This window comes from Egibacteraceae bacterium (genome assembly GCA_040905805.1).
Classification (GTDB): Bacteria; Actinomycetota; Nitriliruptoria; order Euzebyales; family Egibacteraceae; genus DATLGH01.
This window is the reverse complement of record JBBDQS010000002.1, coordinates 30,378-49,584: the sequence shown is the minus strand read 5'-3', so window position 1 is coordinate 49,584 and position 19,207 is coordinate 30,378. Positions and strand designations below refer to the sequence as shown.

Genomic DNA, 19,207 nt, shown 5'->3' with positions numbered 1-19,207 from the left:
CGGAGGGCCCACCGTACGCCAGGCCGCGCTCAAGTGCCGCGTTGGCAGGTGGGACACGAGAACAGCGTGCGACCTGCCACCGTGTGTCCGACGACCAGCGCCCCGCACCGACGGCACGGCTCCCCGGCGCGCTGGTACACGTAGCGCCCGTCGCGTCCGACGGTGGCGATGCGCCCCTGGCGGACGCCCTTGCGCAGCATCGCCACCAGGGTCGCCCACAACGCGTCGAACGCCGCGCGGTCCAGGCTGTTCGCCGGCCGGGCGGGATCGATGCCGCAGACGAAGAGCGCCTCGGCGCGGAACACGTTGCCCACGCCGGCGACCACCGCCTGGTCGAGCAACGCCGCGCCGATCGGGATGCGCCGGCGCTGCAACGCGGCGTACGCGACGGTGGGGTCGGCGTCGCGGCGCAGCGGATCCGGGCCGAGCCGTGCCCGCAGACGCGCCTCCTCGTCAGGATCGGTCAGCTCGCAGGCGAGCGGTCCCGTCAGGTAGACGGTCACCTGACCGCCATGCAGCGCGAGTCGGGTGCCCGCCGTGGGTGGCGGTGCCGGCCCGCAGAAGCTGCGGAAAGCGCCGATCAGCCCCAGGTGCACGTGCAGGGTGTCGTCGCCGGATCCGTTGCCCCCCGCCCAGCGGTAGAACAGGTGCTTGCCGTGCGCCTCGACGTCAACGAGCACGCGCCCGTCCAGGCGCGCGGCCCCCGCAGCGAAGCGTCCCTGCGGCGACGAGACCGCCACCGCACGACCTGCGAGGTCGCGGCGGTGGTCACGGGCCGCACGGTGGATCGTGTGGCCTTCGGGCACCGCCTACGGCCGGTCGGGTTGCCAGCGCAGCACGAGGTGTCGCGCCGCGCGGGCCACGTCCAGACGCGCGACCGGCGTCGTGGTCGGCGCGTCCCGCAAAAGGTCCGGGTCGGAAGCGGCCTCGTCCACGATCGCGCGCAGCGCGTCCGCGAACGCGTCCAGGGTCTCCGGGGTCTCGGTCTCGGTCGGCTCGACCATCAACGCCTCCTCGACGATCAGCGGGAAGTAGTTGGTCGGCGGGTGGAAGCCGTAGTCGATCAGTCGCTTGGCCAGATCGCTCACCCGCACGCCGTGGGCCTTCAAGGTCTTGCCGGTGGCCACGAACTCATGCATCGGCTGATGGTGAGCGAAGCCGAGGGGCAGCCGGTCCGCGACGCGCGCCGCGACGTAGTTGGCGTTCAGCACCGCCCGGGAGCTGGCCTCCCGCAGGCCCTCCAGGCCGTGGTAGAGCAGGTAGCTGTAGGCCCGCACGAGCACCGCCACATTGCCGTGGAACCCGTGCAGGCGGCCGATGGACTTGGGGCGCTCGCTGTCCCAACGGTAGGTGCCGTCGGCGTCGCGCACGAGCAACGGTGCGGGCAGGTACGGCGCGAGGCGCTCGCTCACGGTGACGGGCCCTGCACCGGGCCCCCCGCCCCCGTGGGGGGTCGCGAAGGTCTTGTGCACGTTCAGGTGCACGACGTCAAAGCCCATGTCGCCCGGGCGGACCCGACCCATGATCGCGTTGAAGTTGGCGCCGTCGTAGTACAGCAGCGCGCCCGCCCGGTGGCAGATCCCCGCGATCCGCTCGATCTCCACCTCGAACAGGCCGAGCGTGTTGGGGTTCGTCAGCATGAGGCCCGCGGTGTGCTCGTCCACCAAGCGCTCGAGCGCGTCCACGTCGACCAGCCCGTCGGGGCCCGACGGGACGGTGACGACGTCGTAGCCGCACATCGCCGCGCTCGCCGGGTTCGTGCCGTGCGCGGAGTCCGGGACGACGACGGTGCGCCGGGCGTCGCCGCGGTCCTCGTGGTAGGCGCGGATCAGCATCAGCCCTGTGAGCTCACCATGGGCGCCGGCGGCGGGCTGGAACGTCGCCGCAGACAGGCCTGTCAGCGCGCACAGCCAGTGCTGGAGGTCGCCGAGCAGGGCGAGCGTGCCCTGGCAGGCGGCGTCGGGGGCCCACGGGTGCTGGTCGCGGAAGCCGGACAGCCCGGCGATCGTCTCGGCCATCCGCGGGTTGTACTTCATGGAGCACGACCCCAACGGGTAGAACCCCACGTCGATCCCGTGGTTGCGGTGGGAGAGGCGGGTGAAGTGGCGCACCAGCTCCATCTCCCCCACCTCCGGCAGCGCGGGCATGGCCTCGGCCAGCTCGACACCCGGCAGCACGGCGGCCGGGTCGACCGCAGGAACGTCGAGCGCGGGGAAGGTCGCCGACCGCCGACCCGGGCGGGACTTCTCGAAGATGGTCGTCTCTGGCAGGGTGCGGTCGCCCATGACCGGCATGGCTAGCCCACCTCCTTCAGGACGCGGGCCAGTGCATCAGCCAGGCCTTCCACCTCGTCGCGGCTGCGCCGCTCCGTGGTCGCGACGAGCACCGCGCCCGCCGCCGGTCCATCGGCCACCACCGGTCCGACGAGGTAGCCGGCGTCGTGCAGCCGGCGGACGGCATCGTGGGGGTCAGGCACCGCGAGACGCAGGGCGAACTCCTTCAGGTACGGGCCGTCCACGGCCAGGGTGACGCCGTCCACGGCGGTGAGCCGTTCGGCTGCGTGGTGGGCACGGGCGAGACAGGTGATGGCGAGCTCACGCAGGCCCTGTGGGCCGAGCCACGTGAGGTAGATCAGGGCCGCCACCGCGGTCAGGGTCTGGTTCGTGCAGATGTTGCTCGTCGCCTTCTCGCGTCTGATGTCCTGCTCGCGGGGACGCAGGGTCATGACGTAGCCGCGGGTCCCGTGCGCGTCGACCGTCTCGCCGACCAGGCGACCGGGCAGGCGCCGCACCTGGTCCTCGCGGCAGGCAAGGAAGCCGAAGGTGGGCCCGCCGTAGACCAACCCCTGACCCAAGGGCTGTCCCTCCCCGATCACCAGGTCGGCGCCCTGGCTGCCCGGGGTCTGGAGCAGGCCCACGGCAGTCGGCTCCAGCTTGACGACCAGCTGGGCGCCCACGGCATGCGCCCGGTCGGCCCAGGCGGCCACGTCCTCCACCACGCCCAGCGCGTTGGGCTGGGCGATCACCACCGCTGCGGCGTCGGCGGGCACGTCGACGACCGGCGTGCGGCCATGGCTGTCGTAGGCCAGCTCCTCCACCTGACGGTCGACCGGATGACCGTAGGTCCGCACGATGTCGCGGCTGGGACGGTCGACGCCCATCGACAGCACGACCCGGTTGCGGCGGGTGGACGCGCAGGCCATGGCGACGGCCTCGGCGACGGCACTGCCGCCGTCGTACAGACTCGCGTTGGAGACCGGCAGCCCGGTGATCTCGGTGACGACCGTCTGGTACTCGAACAGCGCTTGCAGCAGCCCCTGGCTGACCTCGGGTTGGTAGGGGGTGTAGGCGGTCAGCAGCTCGCCGCGTGACACCAGGGCCCCGACGACGGCGGGGACGAAGTGGTCGTAGGCGCCCCCGCCGGCGAAGCACACCGCACGGGTGTTGTTGGCGGCGGCGAACCCGGCCAGCCGGGTGGTCACCTCGTCCTCGCTGAGACCAGCGGCGAGATCCCAGTCGTCGCCCGCGAGGACGCCTGGGGGCAGGTGGTCGAACAAGGCCGCCAGGGACGGCTTGCCGATGACGTCCAGCATGGTCCTGACGTCGGCATCGGTATGGGGGGCGAAGCGCAAGCGACGAACTCCTCGTGTGCGGCGGGCTCACGCCGCAACCTATCGCACCTGCCACGAACCGGTTAATGGCCGGGTCGTCGCGGGACCGGCCCTCAGCTGCCCCCGGCCGCCTCGCTCGCCTCGTCGGCGTCACGGGCCGGCGCAGCGGGATGGCCGCTGACCGCCGGGGTGGCACGCTCCGCCGGAAGGTCGGTGATCTGCGCTTCGAGCTCCTCGTACAACGGGTCCACCGCGATCGCGAAAACCCCCTGGCCGCGCTTGATGAGGTCGATGATGGCCCGGTTGTCGTCGAGGGCGTACACGCGACGGCCGTCGCTCATCAGGGTCAGGTGCTTGAGGGACAGCCCGCGCTCACGCACGAAGTCGATGGCCGAGCGGATGCGCTGCAAGCTCACCCCCGTGTCCAGCAGCCGTTTGATGACCTTCAGCACGACGATGTCGTCGAAGGAGTACAGGCGCTGGGACCCGGACCCGTCGGCGCCGCGCACCGAAGGGGAGATGAGGCCGGTGGTGGTCCAGTAGTCCAGCTGGCGATAGCTGATCCCCGCGATCTTGCAGACCGCCGGACCCCGGTACCCCGTCTGACCATCCTCGAGCCCCGGCAGGGGGATGTCCCGCAGGTACCGGTTCGAACGCGGCGTCGCCACGGGGGGTCCCTTCACATCGTCTTGCCCGTATATTTCATCGCCGTAGTTACGCGGACCCTAGCCCGTCAGCTGGTGCGCGGTCAACAGCATCCTCCGCCCCGGCGAGCCCGACGCCCCCGACCCGAGGCCCCGCGGCGCTACCGGAAGTCCTCGGGGGTGACCTGGTCGAGGAACTCCTTGAACCGCTCGACCTCGTCCTCGTCCTCGTCCTCGATCTCGATGCCGGCCTCGGTCAGCACGGACTCGTCGGCGAAGAGCGGCACGGTGGCGCGCACCGCCAGGGCGATCGCATCCGAGGGCCGGGACGACACCACGATCGAGTGGCCGTCCTGGGTCATCTGGATCTCGGCGTAGAACGTACCGTCGCGCAGCTCGGTGACGACCACGCGGTCGACCACCACGTGCAGGTTCGACAGGAGGTCCCGCATGAGATCGTGGGTCATGGGACGGGCGGTCACCACCCCCTGCAGGGCGAACGCGATCGACGTGGCCTCGACCGCGCCGATCCAGATCGGCAGGAACCGCTCGCCCGTGCGCTCCTTGAGGAGGACGATCGGCTGGTTGTGCGGCAGCTCGACCCGCACACCCACCAGCTCCAGCTCGATCACGGCGTCTCCTGACCCACAGGCCTTGATGGACGCCGAGTGTACGTTGCGCCCGCACCCCCCTCAATGAGTGCCCCCGCCGACGTTCGCGGTGCCCCAGGCACTCAGGCGGCGCGGTCGGTCTCGCGCAGACGCGCGAAGGCCCGCAGCGCCTCCTGCACCGCCGCGCCGGCCCGGATCGCCGCCGGTGCGGCTTCGGCATCGCCCACGTCGTTCGCGGCGCGCAGGGGCACGGTCCGCACGACGTCGCCGTCCACCAGCAGGTGCGCCTCGCCGAGCACCGCACCGGCTTGCACGGGACGGGAGCGGGCGGGGTCGACCGCGGTGCGCCAGGTGACGACCGACCCGTCGACGGGCACCGTGACGCCGAGGGCACCGTCGGCCACGAGCCCGACCGCGTCGTCGGCCCACCGGTAGACGGTGGCGGTGTCACCCGGGGAGAGCGGTTGGGCACGGCGAAAGTCGTCGAAACCGTGGTCGAGCAGCGCCCGTCCGTCGCGGAAGTTGTCCTCGCTGCCGAGTACCACGGCGTACAGGGTGCGCCCCGCACGGTTCGCGCTCGCAACCAGGCTGAGGCCCGACAAGGTCGTGAAACCCGTCTTCACCCCTGTGGCGCCCGGGTAACGGCCGATGAGCTCGTTGCGGTTCTCCATGGGCGGCAGCCCCGGGACCGTCAGGTGCCGGGAACCGGCCCACCCGGCGAAGTCGGGGTCTGCCATCGCGACCTCCGCCAGGCGCGCCAGGTCCAGCGGGCTGGCGTGGTGCGAGAGATCGTCGGTGAGCCCGGACGCGTTCAGGAAGTTGGTGGCAGTCAGGTCGAGCTCGGCAGCCCGACTGTTCATGCGCGCGACGAAGGCCGCCTCGCTGCCGGCGACGTGCTCGGCGACGGCCTGCGACGCGTCGTTGCCACTGCGGAGCATGAGCCCGGCAAGCACGCTGCGCATCGGCAGCCGCTGCCCGGCCACCAGCCCGAGGCTCGCGCCGGTCTGGCTGGCTGCCCCTGGGGAGACGGTGAGCATCTCGTTGGCAGCGCCGGCCTCCAGCGCCAGCAGGGTGGTCATGATCTTCGTGGTCGAGGCCATGGGTCGACCCACGGTCTCGTGGAGGCCGTAGAGCACCCGTTGATCGGCAGGGTCCCACAGCACCGCGCCGGTCGCGCTCACCTCCGGCGGTGCGGCACCCACCGGCGCGGCGGCAAGCCCCACCATCAGGAGGGCCGTCACGAGCAGACGGGCGCAGCGCGTGGCGGTCACCGTGCCACTATCCCCGATGGACGTAGACCCGCAGCGCACGCACGAGCAGCGCTCGCTTCATGCGCCCGGTCAGGCCGGCGAGCTCCTCCAGCTGCCGCGTCGCCTGGCGCCGGGCCTCCGGGTTGCGCTGGCGCAGCAGGGGGGTGACCAGCTGCTCGAACAACGCGAGCTCCCGGTCGACGAACTGTCGGTACATGCGCAGATGGCGTGGCTCCAGACCGAGGCGCAGCAGGTCGCGGGCGGCACGGGCGGCTAGCAGGTCGTCCGCATCGAAGGCGCCCCCGTCGTCGTCACGCTGACCGATGATCCCGTACTCCCGCAGGGACTTGACCACGTCGCTCTCCAGGCCGGTGGCGTCGCAGAACTCCCGGTAGGACAACGTGACGCGCGCAGCGGGCTGGTCGAGCAGCGGCTGGTCGTCGCCGCCCCCCGCAGCTTCCAGGGCCCGGGCGATGTCGGCGGCTCGCTTGGCCGACAGCCCGTCACCGTCCAGGGCGCCCAGCTCGGCCACCGGCCCCACCGACGTGTCGGGCGGCTCGCCGGCGTCGAGGCGTCCCAGCTGTTCGCGGATGACCCGCAGGGGGAGGTAGTGGTCGCGCTGAGCCGTCAGGATGAAGCGCAACCGGTCGATGTCGTCGGCGGTGAACTTGCGGTATCCGGACTCCGTCCGGTCAGGGTAGATCAGCCCTTCGCTCTCGAGGAACCGGATCTTCGAGATGGTGATGTCCTCGAAGTCCTCTTTGAGCTGGCTCAGCACCTCGCCGATCGTGAAGCCGTCAGCTGTCACGGCCTATCCACTGCTCACAGCGAGGGCTCGGCCACGAACGCGACGAGCTTGAACTTGCCGATCTGGACTTCGTCCCCGGTGCTCAGCATCTGGTCGTCGGCACGGTGGCCGTTGACGTAGGTGCCGTTCAGGCTGCCGACGTCGTGCACCCAGAAGCGCTGGGCGTCCCGCCGGAACTCGGCGTGGCGGCGGGAGACCGTGATGTCGTCCAGGAAGATGTCACTCTCCGGGTGCCGGCCAACCGCGATCACGTCGCGGTCCAGCAGGAATCGCGCACCCTCGTTCGGACCGCGCGCGGACATCAGCAGGGCGGTGCCCGCGTCGAGGTTGCGGACCAGCTCCGCGGCCACGAGCGCGTCGTCGTCGTCCTCTTCCGCGCTCGGCCCATCCTCGTGCTGGTCCTCGGTGGGGATGGCACCCGTGGTCGTGTCCGCCCCGTGCGCAGGGACGGTCAGGGGACGGCCGCAGTTCGCGCAGAAGTTGCTGTCAGGGGGGTTCTGGTGACCGCAGTGTGTGCAGTACATCATCTCCCCTACGCCGATCGACAGGTGTCGTCGAGTGTGGCGCGGCATGGTAGCACCGGAGGCCCGCCCGCGGCTGGAAGGGGGCCCTCGACGATTACGGCGTCTCGGTGAGCTTGGCGTACTCCTGCGCCCCGAGGAGCTCGTCGACGGCCGCCGGGTCGTCCGCATCGATCACGACCATCCAACCTTGGCCGTACGGGTCTGAGTTCACGAGCTCCGGGGCCGATTCGAGGTTCTCGTTGCGCTCCACGATGGTGCCGTTCACGGGCGCGTAGAGGTCCGAGACGCTCTTGGTCGACTCGACCTCCCCGAACGGCTGGCCCACCTCCACCCTGGTGCCGGCCGCCGGGAGGTCGACGTAGACCACGTCACCCAGCGCGTCCTGGGCGTACTGCGTGATGCCCACCGTCACATGGCTGCCGTCGCGGCGTGTCCACTCATGTTCCTTGGTGTACCTCAGATCGTCGGGGTTCAATGCCCCTCTCCTCCCAGCCGCCGGAACCTGCGGCGTGGATGCTACCGCCTCTGCACGGTGCACCTAATCGGCGCTGTCCGTGATCACCGGCTCCCCGAAAACGAACGGGGCCGGCTCGCCCCGGGCCGGCACGGTCAGGTCGGCCCTGGTGTCGACCGAGGCAACCACCTCGCCGCTGGCGCGTTCCAGGGTGTCGATGACCCCGTTCGGGATCGACAGCGCCCGGGCCATGGTCTCCGCGGGCCCCACCGCCGCGATGCGGAAGGGCGGGGCGATGGGCGTGCTGTCCACGACCAACCGGTTGTTGCGCACGCTGAACGCGGACGAGACGACCAGTCGGACCCCGTTGACGTCGATGGCCTCAGCGCCGGCGTCCCGCAGCTCTTGCACCGTGTCGACCATGTGCTCGGGACGCAGGTCTGCGCGTCCGTCGGCGATGGTGAGCACGATGCCCTCGCCCTCGGCAGCGACCGCTCCCGCGAGGATGCTGAAGTCGTCCAGGCGACGCTGGAGGTTGCGCAGGGCCAAGCCATCGCGCTCGGCCGAGCCCTCGAAGGCCAGCAGCGTCAACCGCAGGTCGGTGAACTCTCCCTGGAGCCGGTCGGTTTCGGTCGACAGGTTCGCGAGGATCGTCGCGAGGTCCTCCTCGCGCTCTCCCTCGAGCTGCGTCCCCAGGGTCTCGCTCGCACGGATCTGCGTCATGAGCACGAAGCCCAACAGCCCACAGGCCAAGGCCACGGCCACCGTCGTGGCGCCGCGGCCCCGCGGCTGGTCGGGACCGGAGGAAGCACGGGACTGCTCCTGCCGCTGCACGCGAGGTGGCACCGTGTCGGTCATTGCGGATCCATGGTAGGCGTCCCGCCCCCGCCCTGCGCCACTCGGCGACCCATGACCGTCACGCCCGGAACAGGTGGCGTCGGACGGCCGCGAGGTTCTGGAAGATCCGCACGCCGAAAACGAACAGCACGGCGGTCGACAGCTCCTGGCCGGCCCCCAGCTGGTCACCCAGGAAGACCAGGAAGACGGCGAGCACCACGTTGGTGAGGAACGAGATGAGGAACACCCGCTCGCTGAAGGTGCCATCGAATCGGGCCCGGGTCGCGCCGAAGATCGCGTCCAGGGCGGCAATGACCGCCACCGGCAGGTACGGCGCCACCACCGCAGGGATGGTGGGTTGCAGCAGCAGTCCCAGCAACGCCCCGACGAAGAGCGCGATCAGCGGGATCATGGGGCCTCGTCCTCGGCCACCCGAGCTTGTCTCCCGTCCCCGGAGGGCTGCGCGGTGCGCAGCTGCACGCTGCCGGCGTAGCCCGCGATCTCAAGCTCCCGGTGTGTCTCCATCTCGAACCCGAGTCCGTACACGTCGGTCCAGATCGCGAACTGGTGCGCGATCTCCGCGTCGGTGAACTCCGACACCAACCGGTCGGGGTTGCCCACCGCCTCCACCACGTAGGGCGGCGTCAGGACCTTGTAGTTGACGAGCACCTGGCGGCCCGCCCGGCGCACCGCCGTCGTGCCGATGATCCGCTCCCCGTTGATCGCGATCGCCTCAGCTCCCGCGGCGAACAGGGCGTTGACCGCCAGCTGCAGATCGCGGTCCTGGATCCTGCAGTCCTCTTCCGAGGAGCCACAGCCGGTCTGCGCGTCGCTCAGGGTGACGCGCATGCCGGGTCCGCGGATCCCGGTCACCCCGGCCGCCTGCTCGACCTGCCTGAGGTAGCCGGTCAGCGCCGGGACCCCCGCGGCGACTTCTGACTCCGCGGCCGACTGCGCCCGCAGCTCCTCGAGCTGCTCCGCCAGCTGCTCGGTGTGGCCCTGGCGGGCGTTGATCAACGCGATCAGCTCGGCCTTGCGGGCGTCCTGCTCGAGCGCCGACGTGCGCCCGGCTACGAGCCCGGCCACCAGCAGGAACCCCACGAGCAGCGCCCCCGCGGCGGTCATCGCGGTCACGACCGGCGTCGCCCACGGCCGTGACCACCGCGTGGGTGGACCAGCGGGGTAGTCAGTGGCGGGTTGCCCCAGCCCGAACACCGTGTCGGGGTCGCTCATCGCCCCTTCCACAGTAGCACCCGTATGGACCTAAACCTCCTGGTCAGACCGTCCCATGCCTGACCGCGTCACACGGGCGTACTGCACCCCGGCCACGTAGTAGGCAAGCACCCCGACGGCAGCCATGCCCCAGGCGCCCTGCATCACCAGCCGGGCCCCCGCCCAGTCCATGGCGCCCACCAGGAATGCGGGCAGGGCGACCAGCAGCGCTGCGGTCGCCGCCTTGCCGGTGCGGGTCACCGGGATCGGCGGGATGCCGTGGAAGATGATCGCCGCGGCGGCGAGCAGCGCCAGGTCGCGCCCGACCACGAGCGCGACCAGCCACCACGGGATGATGCCGGCGACGGCCAGCGTCACACCCGCGGTGGCCAGCAACGCCCGGTCGACCAGGGGGTCGAGGATCTTGCCGAGCCGCGTGACCTGGTCGAAGCGCCGGGCCACATAGCCGTCGACCCAGTCCGTGGCGCCGACGGCCGCGAGCGTGAGGAAGGCGAGTCCGAGCGCCTGCGCGCCGAGGACGAGCCAGACGAACAGGGGCAGTCCGAGCAGTCGCAGCCCGGTGATCACGTTCGCCGCGGTCAGAACGCGATCGTGGACCACCTGGTCCCCCTCACCGCGGGCGCCCCACTGGAACTGCCGGACCCGATCCGATCGCATTGCTGCGAGCCTAGCCGCAGACGGCACGCGCGGGTTCGCAAGCAGCGCGTGGTAACCTGCGGCTACCTGCGGGATGTGGCCCAGTTTGGTCCAGGGCGCCGGTCTGGGGGACCGGAGATCGGGGGTTCAAATCCCCCCATCCCGACTGAGAAGACCGCAGGTCAGCGCCTTCATGGCGGTCGCTGCGCGACCGCCTCACCCTGCACAGCGGAGAATCGACCTCGCAAGCTCGGGCGATTCACGCGTCAGACGGCATCTTCGCTCGCCAGAGGCCCCCGTCACCCGGGGGCCTCTGGCGTGAATGCTCACAGAATGCTCACGGCGCGGCGTCGGCTCACCCCTTCCCTCCCCGATGGTGTCGGCGTCGGGCGCTGTGTTGATGACCCGGGCGACGCGCGCGGCGGCCTCTGCCTGCATGCCGGGGGTGACGTGGCTGTACACATCGCCGGTGTGGCGATGGACGAGTGCCCGAACCGCTCCTGCCCGGCCTTGATGTGCACGCCGTCCTTCAGCGCGAGGGTCGCCCACAGCGGCAGCCCGAGACCCCGGGGACCACCATTGAGAGTTCCGGGGATCCCTGCACGCCTGCTCACGGCCCGGATCTCGTCGATCGTCGGGTCCACCCCCCGGGTTACCGGCCGGTAGATTGGGTCTCAGCGACATATCTGTCCCTCCCACCCCATCTACCGCCGGGTAACCTGCGTGCGTGCGGGCGGGCGCTCGGTTGGTGGATGCGGGAACCGTAGGAGTCCGCCGTACTACGGGGTTGGCCGTCGTGCCAGGTGCGCGGCCTGCGCGGTGACGCCAAGCGCGTCGGCGATTTGCGTCGAGCTCCTGCGGCGCGCGGTTCACAGCGCGGGTGGGACGGCGTCCGCGACGTCGTCGGTCAGCAGCGCGCTCGTGGCGGTGCAACACGTCTCACCGCGGAGCGCCTCCCGGCCCTCGCGCACCGCCACGGCGGCGATGACCAGGGCGGCGACTGGGTCGGCCCAGGACCAACCCAGTGTCGCGTTGAGTGCGAGCCCGACCAGGAGGGTGCCCGACAGCCAGGCGCAGAGCAGCGTCTGCTTGGAGTCGGCCACGACACTGGATGAGCCGAGCTCCCGTCCGGTGCGCCGCTCCAGCCACGACAAGGTGGGCATGATGAGAACGCTGGCAGCCGCCAGCACGATCCCCACCGTGGAGGGTGCCGGGTCGGCGTTGCCGAGCAGCGCCCGGACCGCCGCGAACCCGACGTAGCCGGCCAGCGCGAAGAAGGACACGGCGATCAGCCGCATAGCCGCCTGCTCGCGGTCGGCATGGTGGCGGGCACTGAACTGCCACGCGATCGCGGCGGCGGAGAGCACCTCGACGGTGCTGTCCAACCCGAAGCCGACCAACGCGGCCGAGGACGCGGCCATCCCGGCAGCGATGGCGATCGCCGCCTCGGCGACGTTGTAGGTGATGGTGATCGCGACGATCAGGCGGACACGCCGATGCAGCAAGGTCGACCGTGGGGCACGTGCCTTCGCGCCGCTCACGGGCGTCCCCGCCCGTCCGGGTCGTCGGGGCACGAGTCCTCCACGACCAGGGTGACCGCCAGCAGGTCCCGGAGGGCGTGCGCCAGGCTGCAGTCGGCCAGCTCGTAGCGCATCTGGCGGCCCTCGGGGGTGGCAACCACCAGACCACACCCACGCAGGCAACCAAGGTGGTTGCTGACGTTCGGGCGGGTCAGGTGGAGCTCATCGGCCAGGGCCGCCGGGTAGCGCGGCCCCTCGAGCAGCTTGAGCAGAATGCGGCTGCGCGTCGGGTCGGCCAGTGCCCTCCCCAACCGGTTGAGCACATCCAGACCAGCAGTGGTGTTCAGCATGGCATGAACAGTACATCAAGCACTGACGGGTCGTCTCGTCGCCCCGGTACTGACCCTGCGGGTCCACGGGGAGGCGGGGTGACGCCCTCGCCGGGCGGGACCGTGGCGTATCCTCCAGCGGTCGATCGATCACAGGGGTAGCGCGTGGGACGTCCGGCTGTGACCGCAGTGCATGACCATGCTGCGGCGCGCGCAGCGCTGGCGCGGGTCGCCGTCCGCACCCAGGGCCTGTTCGCCGGGTTGACCGAGACCGAGGTCATGGCCGACACGCGGTGGACGGTCGGCGACGTCGGCGCCCACCTGCTGATCGCGTTGCGGGGCTTCACCGACGCGGTCTCCGGTGACGGTGAGCGCTGGGCGGGCCTGGCTCCGCAGGTCGGGTCCTTTCACGACCGGCTGGCGGCGTTCAGCGCGCGGACGATCGCCGAGGAGCCCCCGCGTGACCTCGCCGCGCTCGGCGCTCACGTCGTGCAGGCCTCCGAGGAGTTCCTCGCGGCCAGCGCCGGGTGCCATCCCGACGAACGGATGCCGACCCCCTGGTACGGCGACGGTGCGTCCCTGTCGGTGTCGGCGGCGACCTGTCTCCTGCTGGCCGAGCAGGTGGTGCACGGCTACGACATCGCGCGACAGGTGGGCTCGCTCTGGCCGATGCGCCAGGACGAGGCGTGCCTGGTCTTCCACGCGGTGACGGCCATGATGCCGATGGTCGTGGACGTGGCGGCGGCCAAGGGGGTCAGCGCCAGCTTCGACATCCGCCTGCGCGGCGGGCAGCGGTTTGTCGTTCGCGTCGACGACGGCACGGCCCTGGTGGAGCCACCGGGACCGCAGCCGGTCGACTGCCACCTGTCGGTCGACCCGGTGGCGTTCCTGCTCGTCGGCTACGGGCGGGTCAGCCAGTGGCGGGCGATCGCCCGGGGCCAGCTGATGACGTGGGGGCGGCGCCCCTGGTGGGGGCTGCGGTTGAAGGGGCTGTTCTCCAACCCCTGAGCCGCGTGCCGGCGTACGCCGGTTGCGGGCGACGGGGGCGGGCCGAGCGTCCCGGGCTTGCGGCGGGGTTATACATTGCGCTTCTATGCATACCGGTACTAGCCAATGGAAGAGGTGGGCGTGCACATCGACAAGGACCTGGTCGCGGCCTCGGCGACGCCGTTGGTCTTGGCGATCCTGGCTGAGGGTGAGAGCTACGGCTATGCGATCCTGAAGCGGGTGCGTGAGCTCTCCGGGGGTGAGTTGGAGTGGACCGACGGGATGCTCTATCCGCTGCTGCATCGGCTGCGCCGCCTGGAGTACGTGACCACGGAGTGGCAGACGCCACCCGAGGGGCGTCGCCGCAGGTACTACACGATCACCGACGGTGGGCGTGCCGCGCTGGCCGAGCAGCAACGGCAGTGGGTGACGGTCACACGGGCGCTGGGTGGCGCCTGGCGAGGCGTCGGTTGGCTGCCGGCGGCGCCGGGTGAGGCGTGATGGATGGCGTGGAGTCCCAGATCGCCGAGTGGCGGGCCTACGTCGCCAAGGCCCCGGCGGTGAACGGCCGTGACGTCGATGAGCTGGAAGGCCACCTTCGCGACCAGATCGCGGAGCTGGACGCGGCCGGGCTCACCGCTGATGAGGGCTTCCTCGTTGCCGTGCGGCGCATGGGCGACGTGGACGCCCTGTCGCGGGAGTTCGCACGCGAGCACCGGGGCCGACTGTGGAAGCAGCTGGTCCTGGCGGGGCAGGACGAGCCCGAACGCCCGGCCAGCGGATGGTTGGAGGCGCTCGTCTTCGCCCTGGCTGCGGGCGTGGCCATCCAGGTCATCCGGCTCGTTGCCCAGGTCCCCGGCGAGGAACCACCCGTGTGGCTGCTGCGCAACGTCGGTCTGTTCGTGGTGCCGTTGCTCGCCGGGTACTTCGCGCGCCGACGCCACCTCGACATCCGCGAATGGGTGCGCACGACCGCGCCGTTCGCGGTCCTTGCCCTGGTCGTCAACGTCTATCCGTACCGGGCGGGCTCGGCGACCGAGCTCCTCGTCGCGCTGCATCTGCCCGTCCTCTTGTGGCTCATGGTCGCCTACCCCTACATGGGCGGCACGATCCGATCGCACGAGCGGCGCATGGACTTCGTCCGGTTCACCGGCGAATGGGCCATCTACTACGTGCTCATCGCGCTGGGCGGCGGCGTGCTGCTCGGGCTCACCGCCCTGATCCTCGAGCCGATCGGGCCCGACCTCGCCGAACGGGTCATCGAGTGGGTGCTGCCCTCGGGTGCGGCCGGCGCGGTGATCGTCGCGGCATGGCTCGTGGAGTCAAAGCAGCAGGTGGTCGAGAACATGGCACCGGTGCTCACCATGATCTTCACCCCCCTGTTCGCCGTGATGCTGACGGTCGCCGCGGCCACCTACGCCGTGACCGGGGTCGCCAGCGCGTTCGACCGTGAGCTGCTGAGCGTCTTCGACGCCCTCATGGTGGTCGTGCTCGGGCTCGTTCTCTACGCGCTGTCCGCGCGGGAACCGTCCCGCCCTGCCGGGCTGGTGGACCGCGTCCAGCTGCTCACCATCGCCAGCGCCCTCGTGCTCGACGCGATGGTGCTCGCCGCGATGGTGGCCCGCATCGGCGACCTCGGGTTCACCCCCAACCGCGCGGCAGCGCTTGGCCTGAACCTCGTCCTGCTGGTGAACCTGGTCGGTACCGCCTGGCTGTCCGCCCGATTCCTCACCGGACGCATCGCCTTCCACCGCCTCGAACGGTGGCAGACCTCCTACCTGCCCGTCTTCGCCCTCTGGGCAGCGACCGTCGTCACCGTCCTCCCCCTGCTCTTCGCCTTCACGTGATGGGCGCTGAGAATCGCCTCCGCAAGCTCCAGCCATTCACGTCTCAGGGTCCGAGGCAGCGCTGCGGTCATGCCCACGCACGGGTACGAGATCGTCTCGGGTGGTGGCCATCACCCCGTCGTCCCACAGGAAGAGTCGTCGCGCCTCGTCCTGAGGATGCTGCGCGGCCCCCGTGAGTGGTTTCCATCCCACGGTGTCACCGCTGCGCAGCCGGAGCGTGTCGCACCACGCCTCGAGACGGTCGAATCCGCCGGCGAGCGTCTGAGCGATGTCCCAGGCAAACGCATGGCTGTGCTCCCCTGCCGGGCATGTGTCGATGCGCAGATCACAGCGTGGACACCAGTCGATTCCCGACGCACTCCCCTCTACCGACGGGATGCTGACGCGTCGAGCCCGGGGCGCCACGCCTACTGCCCGCGCCCTGGGACGGCCGCCGCGAGGATGGGCGTGATGGCCTCAGCGATCTCGGGCCGAGCGTAGTGGTACCCCTGGGCGCTATCACAGCCGAGCTCGATGAGCCGGTCGCGTTGAGCCGAGCCCTCGACACCTTCCCCGATCGTGGCCAGGCCGAGGCTGCGCGCCAGGCCGATGATGGCACTGACGATCACGTCGTCGCCGTCGGCGTGCCCGAGCTGGGATACGAACAGCCGGTCGATCTTCAGGATGTCGACGGGCAGGAGCTTGAGGTACCCGAGGGAGGAGTAGCCCGTGCCGAAGTCATCGACCGCAAGACGGACCCCCAATGCCTTGATCGCGACCAGCCCATGGATGGTGTGGCTGATGTCATCCAAGAGCGCGGTCTCGGTCAGCTCGAGGATGAGTGCCCCGGGAGGCAACCCGGTGGCGTCCAGCGCACGCTTGACGTCGTGGAGCAGCTCGGGGCCGTCCAGCTGACGTGCGGAGACGTTGACCGCAACGGTCAGGTCGCTGCGCCCCAGCTCCTCGTGCCAGCTCGCCAGCTGCACGCACGCGGTGTCGATCGCCCAGCGTCCGATCGCCCCGATCATGCCGGCTTGCTCGGCGACGGGGATGAAGTCGCTCGGCGCGACCGTTCCCAGCCGTGGATGATGCCAGCGGATGAGGGCTTCGACACCCAGCGCTCGCTCGCTGGCGAGGTCGATGATCGGCTGATAGCAGAGCCCGAGCTGCCCCCGTTCCAGGGCGCTGTGCAAGGCGGCCTCGGTGTCCATCGCCGTCGCCGCCTGCTGGCGCCACGCGACGTCAAAGCTGGCGATCTTCGCGCTGCTCCGTTTGGCGTGGTGCACCGCGGCATGGACATCGCTGATGAGCTGGCCCGCGTCGCGATCGGTGTCGCGGGCGAGCGCCACCCCGATGCTGGCCGACAGGTGCACTTCGCCGTGGGCCATGAGGAACGGCTCATCGACCGCTTGCAACAGCCGCTCGCCGACCCGGCGGGCGACCTCGTGGCCGTCCACACCCGGGTACAGCACCGCGAAATCGGTCGTGGCGAACCGCGCGACCAGGTCGCCGGCCCCCATCTGCGCCGACAACCGCTCGGCAAACGCGGTGATCAGCAACTCACCGGTGTCCGGGCCGTAGCCCTCCTGGACACTGCCGAAGCGGTCGAGGTGGACCAGCAGGACGGCGGCGGCACCGCCGCCCTCCCCGCCGCGGAGGCCATCGTCGCCTGCAGCACCTGGACGAAGCGTCTGCGGTTGGGAAGGCCGGTGGCCAGGTCGTGCCAGACCTGGTGACGCAGCTCTGACTCGATGGCGCGCCACTCGGTGACATCGCGGCCGTTGCAGACCACGGCTGCCACGTCCGGATCGCCCAGCAGATCGTTGGCGACCATCTCCAGGTGCCGCCAGGACCCGTCGACGTGGCGCACGCGCAGCACCACCGGGGACCCATGCTCGACCGTGGGCGCCCGTGTCATCCGCTGCAGCGCCGACACGTCGTCGGCGTGGACCAGATCGGCCAAGGGTCGGCCCACCACCGACTCGACCGCGTAGCCCAGCACACGCGTGACCGACGGGCTGGCGTAGCCGACCAACCCGCGAGCGTCGCAAGCCACGACCACGTCCGGGGCGTGCTCGACCAAGGCAGCGAATCGGCGGCGCTCAGCGCGGGTCCGCGCCAGCTGCGCCCTCATCCGTTGGTGCAACCCGCCGCTGAGCGCATCGATCAAGGAGAAGGAGGCCAGACGGCACACCCAGCGATCACGCCACCACCGCCGCTCGCGACCCGGTCGAACACCCCGCCGCACGTGATCAGCCGCAACAGCGTGCGGTCGGTGCCCCCGTGGACCAGCTCCGTCGGAAAGTCGCCCTTCGAGGACCGAGCGACCTCGTCCACGCTGAAGACCGCCACCGCGCCGCCGGCCCGGGCGACCATGACCTCATCCCCCTGGCGGACGTTGCGGACGCCCGGGGGGGACGAGCGCTTGTCGCAGCGCCGGCACGCGCTCCAAGCACCAGCCGTGCCGGGCTCGGTCGCCGTACGGACATGCGGAATCCATTCCAGGGGTTTCCAAGCGCGACGCATGGTCGACTCGGTGGCGCCGATGGAGGCGGGACCGCCGACTCCCCTGCTCATGGAGTCGCATGTCGCGGCTCACACGTTGGCCGACCAGTCCAAATGGGATGGGACGGCGAGTCACCGAAAGCGAAAACGCATCTCAGATTTCGTGGACCGGTGTGATGGTAGCCGTTCTTCCTCGGTCGGCAACCGCGCGCGGTGAACAGGTTTGGGGATTGTTCATCAGATTCCCCGATCGGGGGAGGATGCTCACCCCCGAAGGAGCGGGTGCCATGAACTCAGCACCCTGCAAGTGGCCGACCGAACCCCCGGCGCGTCATCGGCTACCAGTAGTGGCGTCGCCCCCCGACGGCTCGACCCATCGAGCCGAGGATCCACAGGATGACACCGACGACGACCAGGACGATCCCGATCGTGTAGAGGACCGATGGGACGTCGAGGAGAGCTGTGAGCAGGATGAGGATGATGCCAAGGACGATCACCGGCGCTCCGATCAGGTCAGGACAGGCGCTCGACTGCTGGACACGGCAACCCTTCCCCGTCAGCCACGGTCACACACACCCCCGCCTGGCGGGCTCGGCACGTCACCTGGACCGCGTCGCCCAGCGCGTGGACTACCCTGCATGCGGGAGGTCACATGAGTGCACAGGTATGGCGGGTCGTCCGGTGGGTCGTGGCACTGGGCGCGTGTGGCGTGGTCGTGCTGGTGGCGGTGCCGATGACCATCGATGCCGTCTCCAACAGCCTGGTGTTCGGTGACGCCGCGGATGACGAGGGGGAACCCGACGACGGCGAGGGTGCCGAGCCGACCGAGCCCGGCGGCGAGGTCCCCACGGGGCCGGTCGAGGACGGGCACGCTCGTGCGACGGCCGACTTCGTCGTCCGAGACGGCGTGGTCAGCCAGGCCGCCGGCGAGAGCCTGGCCATCAGCGGGGGAGGTGACGTGGCCGTCACCGTCTTCCCGCTCATCGACGGCACTCCCGACTGTGTGGCCGCCGCCGAGCTCCAGGTGCACATGGAGGCGGGCGACGCCACGGAGCTCGGCGTGTACGCCGCCACCATCCGCGGTCCCCTGGAGGACGGCGACGAGGTCGCCGAGGTCAGCGTGGACGACAAACTGCGAGCGGTCGCGGTCACCGACGGAAGCCCCGGCCGCCTGCTCTGGGACGTCAGCGCCGCCTACCGCGCCTGGGCCTCGGGGGAGCTGGCTCCGGCCGGCACGCCGTTCGCGGTCGTGATCGCCCCGTCGGAGGCTTCCGCCGCACTCACGTTCTCCTCCGTGGAGGCCGGTGATGAGCAAGCGCCGACCCTGCGATGGGAGGGCGACCCCGACTGCGGCGACGAGGTCGTCTGACTCGTGAATCGCCCGAGCTTGCGAGGGCGGTTCTCTGCTGTGCCGGGTGTGGCGGTCGCGCAGC

Annotated in this window: 23 protein-coding genes and 1 tRNA gene; 5 read left to right on the top strand and 19 right to left on the bottom strand. The window is 70.7% G+C overall.

Annotation, left to right across the window (positions count from 1 at the left end; translation table 11 throughout):
* Positions 1-29: 29 nt before the first annotated feature.
* From WD250_00630 to WD250_00570, 13 genes are all read right to left on the bottom strand, one after another.
* Positions 30-806: a DNA-formamidopyrimidine glycosylase family protein gene (locus WD250_00630; GenBank protein MEX2618699.1), complete on the bottom strand. Its 777-nt coding sequence runs from the start codon at positions 804-806 to the stop codon at positions 30-32.
* A gap of 3 nt (positions 807-809) precedes the next feature.
* On the bottom strand, positions 810-2,294 hold the full coding sequence (gene gcvPB, locus WD250_00625; GenBank protein MEX2618698.1) for an aminomethyl-transferring glycine dehydrogenase subunit GcvPB: 1,485 nt from the start codon (positions 2,292-2,294) through the stop codon (positions 810-812).
* A gap of 2 nt (positions 2,295-2,296) precedes the next feature.
* A complete protein-coding gene (gcvPA, locus tag WD250_00620) occupies positions 2,297-3,631 on the bottom strand; it encodes an aminomethyl-transferring glycine dehydrogenase subunit GcvPA (protein MEX2618697.1) in 1,335 nt (444 codons plus the stop codon).
* A 92-nt stretch (positions 3,632-3,723) separates the two neighbouring features.
* The gene (locus tag WD250_00615; protein MEX2618696.1) at positions 3,724-4,278 is read right to left on the bottom strand and encodes a MerR family transcriptional regulator; all 555 of its coding nucleotides are present in this window, start codon (positions 4,276-4,278) and stop codon (positions 3,724-3,726) included.
* Between the two features lie 137 nt (positions 4,279-4,415).
* Complete coding sequence (locus WD250_00610) at positions 4,416-4,886, bottom strand: bifunctional nuclease family protein (protein ID MEX2618695.1); 471 nt, start codon at positions 4,884-4,886, stop codon at positions 4,416-4,418.
* A gap of 101 nt (positions 4,887-4,987) precedes the next feature.
* Positions 4,988-6,136, bottom strand: coding sequence for a D-alanyl-D-alanine carboxypeptidase family protein (locus WD250_00605; protein ID MEX2618694.1), 1,149 nt, complete (start codon positions 6,134-6,136; stop codon positions 4,988-4,990).
* Between the two features lie 7 nt (positions 6,137-6,143).
* On the bottom strand, positions 6,144-6,923 hold the full coding sequence (locus WD250_00600; protein MEX2618693.1) for a MerR family transcriptional regulator: 780 nt from the start codon (positions 6,921-6,923) through the stop codon (positions 6,144-6,146).
* 14 nt (positions 6,924-6,937) lie between these two features.
* Positions 6,938-7,447, bottom strand: a complete 510-nt coding sequence (locus WD250_00595; protein ID MEX2618692.1) for an FHA domain-containing protein — start codon at positions 7,445-7,447, stop codon at positions 6,938-6,940.
* Positions 7,448-7,541: 94 nt separating this feature from the next.
* Positions 7,542-7,922 carry a glycine cleavage system protein GcvH gene (gene gcvH / locus WD250_00590; protein MEX2618691.1) on the bottom strand — a complete coding sequence of 127 codons (381 nt, stop codon included), beginning with the start codon at positions 7,920-7,922 and terminating at the stop codon, positions 7,542-7,544.
* Positions 7,923-7,985: 63 nt separating this feature from the next.
* Positions 7,986-8,759: a DUF881 domain-containing protein gene (locus tag WD250_00585; GenBank protein MEX2618690.1), complete on the bottom strand. Its 774-nt coding sequence runs from the start codon at positions 8,757-8,759 to the stop codon at positions 7,986-7,988.
* 58 nt (positions 8,760-8,817) lie between these two features.
* Positions 8,818-9,150, bottom strand: a complete 333-nt coding sequence (locus tag WD250_00580) for a small basic family protein (GenBank protein ID MEX2618689.1) — start codon at positions 9,148-9,150, stop codon at positions 8,818-8,820.
* A complete protein-coding gene (locus WD250_00575) occupies positions 9,147-9,971 on the bottom strand; it encodes a DUF881 domain-containing protein (protein MEX2618688.1) in 825 nt (274 codons plus the stop codon). The genes WD250_00580 and WD250_00575 overlap by 4 nt, the downstream gene beginning before the upstream one ends.
* A gap of 30 nt (positions 9,972-10,001) precedes the next feature.
* Entirely contained in the window at positions 10,002-10,628 is a 627-nt protein-coding gene (locus WD250_00570) for a CDP-alcohol phosphatidyltransferase family protein (GenBank protein MEX2618687.1), read from the bottom strand.
* A gap of 69 nt (positions 10,629-10,697) precedes the next feature.
* Here WD250_00570 and WD250_00565 point away from each other — a divergent pair.
* Positions 10,698-10,773, top strand: a tRNA-Pro gene (locus WD250_00565).
* Positions 10,774-11,476: 703 nt separating this feature from the next.
* Here the strand turns inward: WD250_00565 and WD250_00560 are convergent.
* Together WD250_00560 and WD250_00555 are read right to left on the bottom strand one after the other, a co-directional pair.
* On the bottom strand, positions 11,477-12,112 hold the full coding sequence (locus WD250_00560; GenBank protein ID MEX2618686.1) for a cation transporter: 636 nt from the start codon (positions 12,110-12,112) through the stop codon (positions 11,477-11,479).
* A gap of 32 nt (positions 12,113-12,144) precedes the next feature.
* Positions 12,145-12,477 carry a metalloregulator ArsR/SmtB family transcription factor gene (locus WD250_00555; GenBank protein MEX2618685.1) on the bottom strand — a complete coding sequence of 111 codons (333 nt, stop codon included), beginning with the start codon at positions 12,475-12,477 and terminating at the stop codon, positions 12,145-12,147.
* Positions 12,478-12,636: 159 nt separating this feature from the next.
* Here WD250_00555 and WD250_00550 point away from each other — a divergent pair, with 159 nt between their 5' ends.
* The 3 genes from WD250_00550 (at position 12,637) to WD250_00540 (ending at position 15,290) form a co-directional block, all read left to right on the top strand.
* On the top strand, positions 12,637-13,464 hold the full coding sequence (locus WD250_00550; GenBank protein ID MEX2618684.1) for a maleylpyruvate isomerase N-terminal domain-containing protein: 828 nt from the start codon (positions 12,637-12,639) through the stop codon (positions 13,462-13,464).
* A gap of 120 nt (positions 13,465-13,584) precedes the next feature.
* Complete coding sequence (locus tag WD250_00545) at positions 13,585-13,944, top strand: PadR family transcriptional regulator (GenBank protein ID MEX2618683.1); 360 nt, start codon at positions 13,585-13,587, stop codon at positions 13,942-13,944.
* A gap of 8 nt (positions 13,945-13,952) precedes the next feature.
* The gene (locus WD250_00540) at positions 13,953-15,290 is read left to right on the top strand and encodes a permease prefix domain 1-containing protein (protein MEX2618682.1); all 1,338 of its coding nucleotides are present in this window, start codon (positions 13,953-13,955) and stop codon (positions 15,288-15,290) included.
* A 407-nt stretch (positions 15,291-15,697) separates the two neighbouring features.
* Here the strand turns inward: WD250_00540 and WD250_00535 are convergent, their stop codons facing one another.
* From WD250_00535 to WD250_00520, 4 genes are all read right to left on the bottom strand, one after another.
* Positions 15,698-16,888 (bottom strand): phosphodiesterase, encoded by a 1,191-nt coding sequence (locus WD250_00535; GenBank protein MEX2618681.1) that lies wholly within the window; start codon positions 16,886-16,888, stop codon positions 15,698-15,700.
* A complete protein-coding gene (locus tag WD250_00530; GenBank protein MEX2618680.1) occupies positions 16,822-17,403 on the bottom strand; it encodes a PAS domain S-box protein in 582 nt (193 codons plus the stop codon). The genes WD250_00535 and WD250_00530 overlap by 67 nt, the downstream gene beginning before the upstream one ends.
* 32 nt (positions 17,404-17,435) lie before the next feature.
* Positions 17,436-17,645, bottom strand: a complete 210-nt coding sequence (locus WD250_00525; GenBank protein ID MEX2618679.1) for a hypothetical protein — start codon at positions 17,643-17,645, stop codon at positions 17,436-17,438.
* 467 nt (positions 17,646-18,112) lie between these two features.
* Positions 18,113-18,271 carry a DUF6131 family protein gene (locus tag WD250_00520; GenBank protein ID MEX2618678.1) on the bottom strand — a complete coding sequence of 53 codons (159 nt, stop codon included), beginning with the start codon at positions 18,269-18,271 and terminating at the stop codon, positions 18,113-18,115.
* A gap of 155 nt (positions 18,272-18,426) precedes the next feature.
* On the opposite strand from WD250_00520, the gene WD250_00515 reads away from it, so the two are divergent.
* Entirely contained in the window at positions 18,427-19,143 is a 717-nt protein-coding gene (locus WD250_00515) for a hypothetical protein (GenBank protein MEX2618677.1), read from the top strand.
* The last annotated feature ends 64 nt before the right edge of the window (positions 19,144-19,207 follow it).

What these genes read in the sequence shown, in the direction of transcription:
- WD250_00530 (MEX2618680.1), bottom strand. Translation starts at nt 17,403, where the DNA reads ATGAGGGCGCAGCTGGCGCGGACCCGCGCTGAGCGCCGCCGATTCGCT.
- WD250_00525 (MEX2618679.1), bottom strand. Translation starts at nt 17,645, where the DNA reads ATGGTCGCCCGGGCCGGCGGCGCGGTGGCGGTCTTCAGCGTGGACGAG.
- WD250_00595 (MEX2618692.1), bottom strand. Translation starts at nt 7,447, where the DNA reads ATGTACTGCACACACTGCGGTCACCAGAACCCCCCTGACAGCAACTTC.
- WD250_00555 (MEX2618685.1), bottom strand. Translation starts at nt 12,477, where the DNA reads ATGCTGAACACCACTGCTGGTCTGGATGTGCTCAACCGGTTGGGGAGG.
- WD250_00570 (MEX2618687.1), bottom strand. Translation starts at nt 10,628, where the DNA reads ATGCGATCGGATCGGGTCCGGCAGTTCCAGTGGGGCGCCCGCGGTGAG.
- WD250_00515 (MEX2618677.1), top strand. Translation starts at nt 18,427, where the DNA reads ATGAGTGCACAGGTATGGCGGGTCGTCCGGTGGGTCGTGGCACTGGGC.
- WD250_00575 (MEX2618688.1), bottom strand. Translation starts at nt 9,971, where the DNA reads ATGAGCGACCCCGACACGGTGTTCGGGCTGGGGCAACCCGCCACTGAC.
- WD250_00580 (MEX2618689.1), bottom strand. Translation starts at nt 9,150, where the DNA reads ATGATCCCGCTGATCGCGCTCTTCGTCGGGGCGTTGCTGGGACTGCTG.
- WD250_00585 (MEX2618690.1), bottom strand. Translation starts at nt 8,759, where the DNA reads ATGACCGACACGGTGCCACCTCGCGTGCAGCGGCAGGAGCAGTCCCGT.
- gcvPB (MEX2618698.1), bottom strand. Translation starts at nt 2,294, where the DNA reads ATGCCGGTCATGGGCGACCGCACCCTGCCAGAGACGACCATCTTCGAG.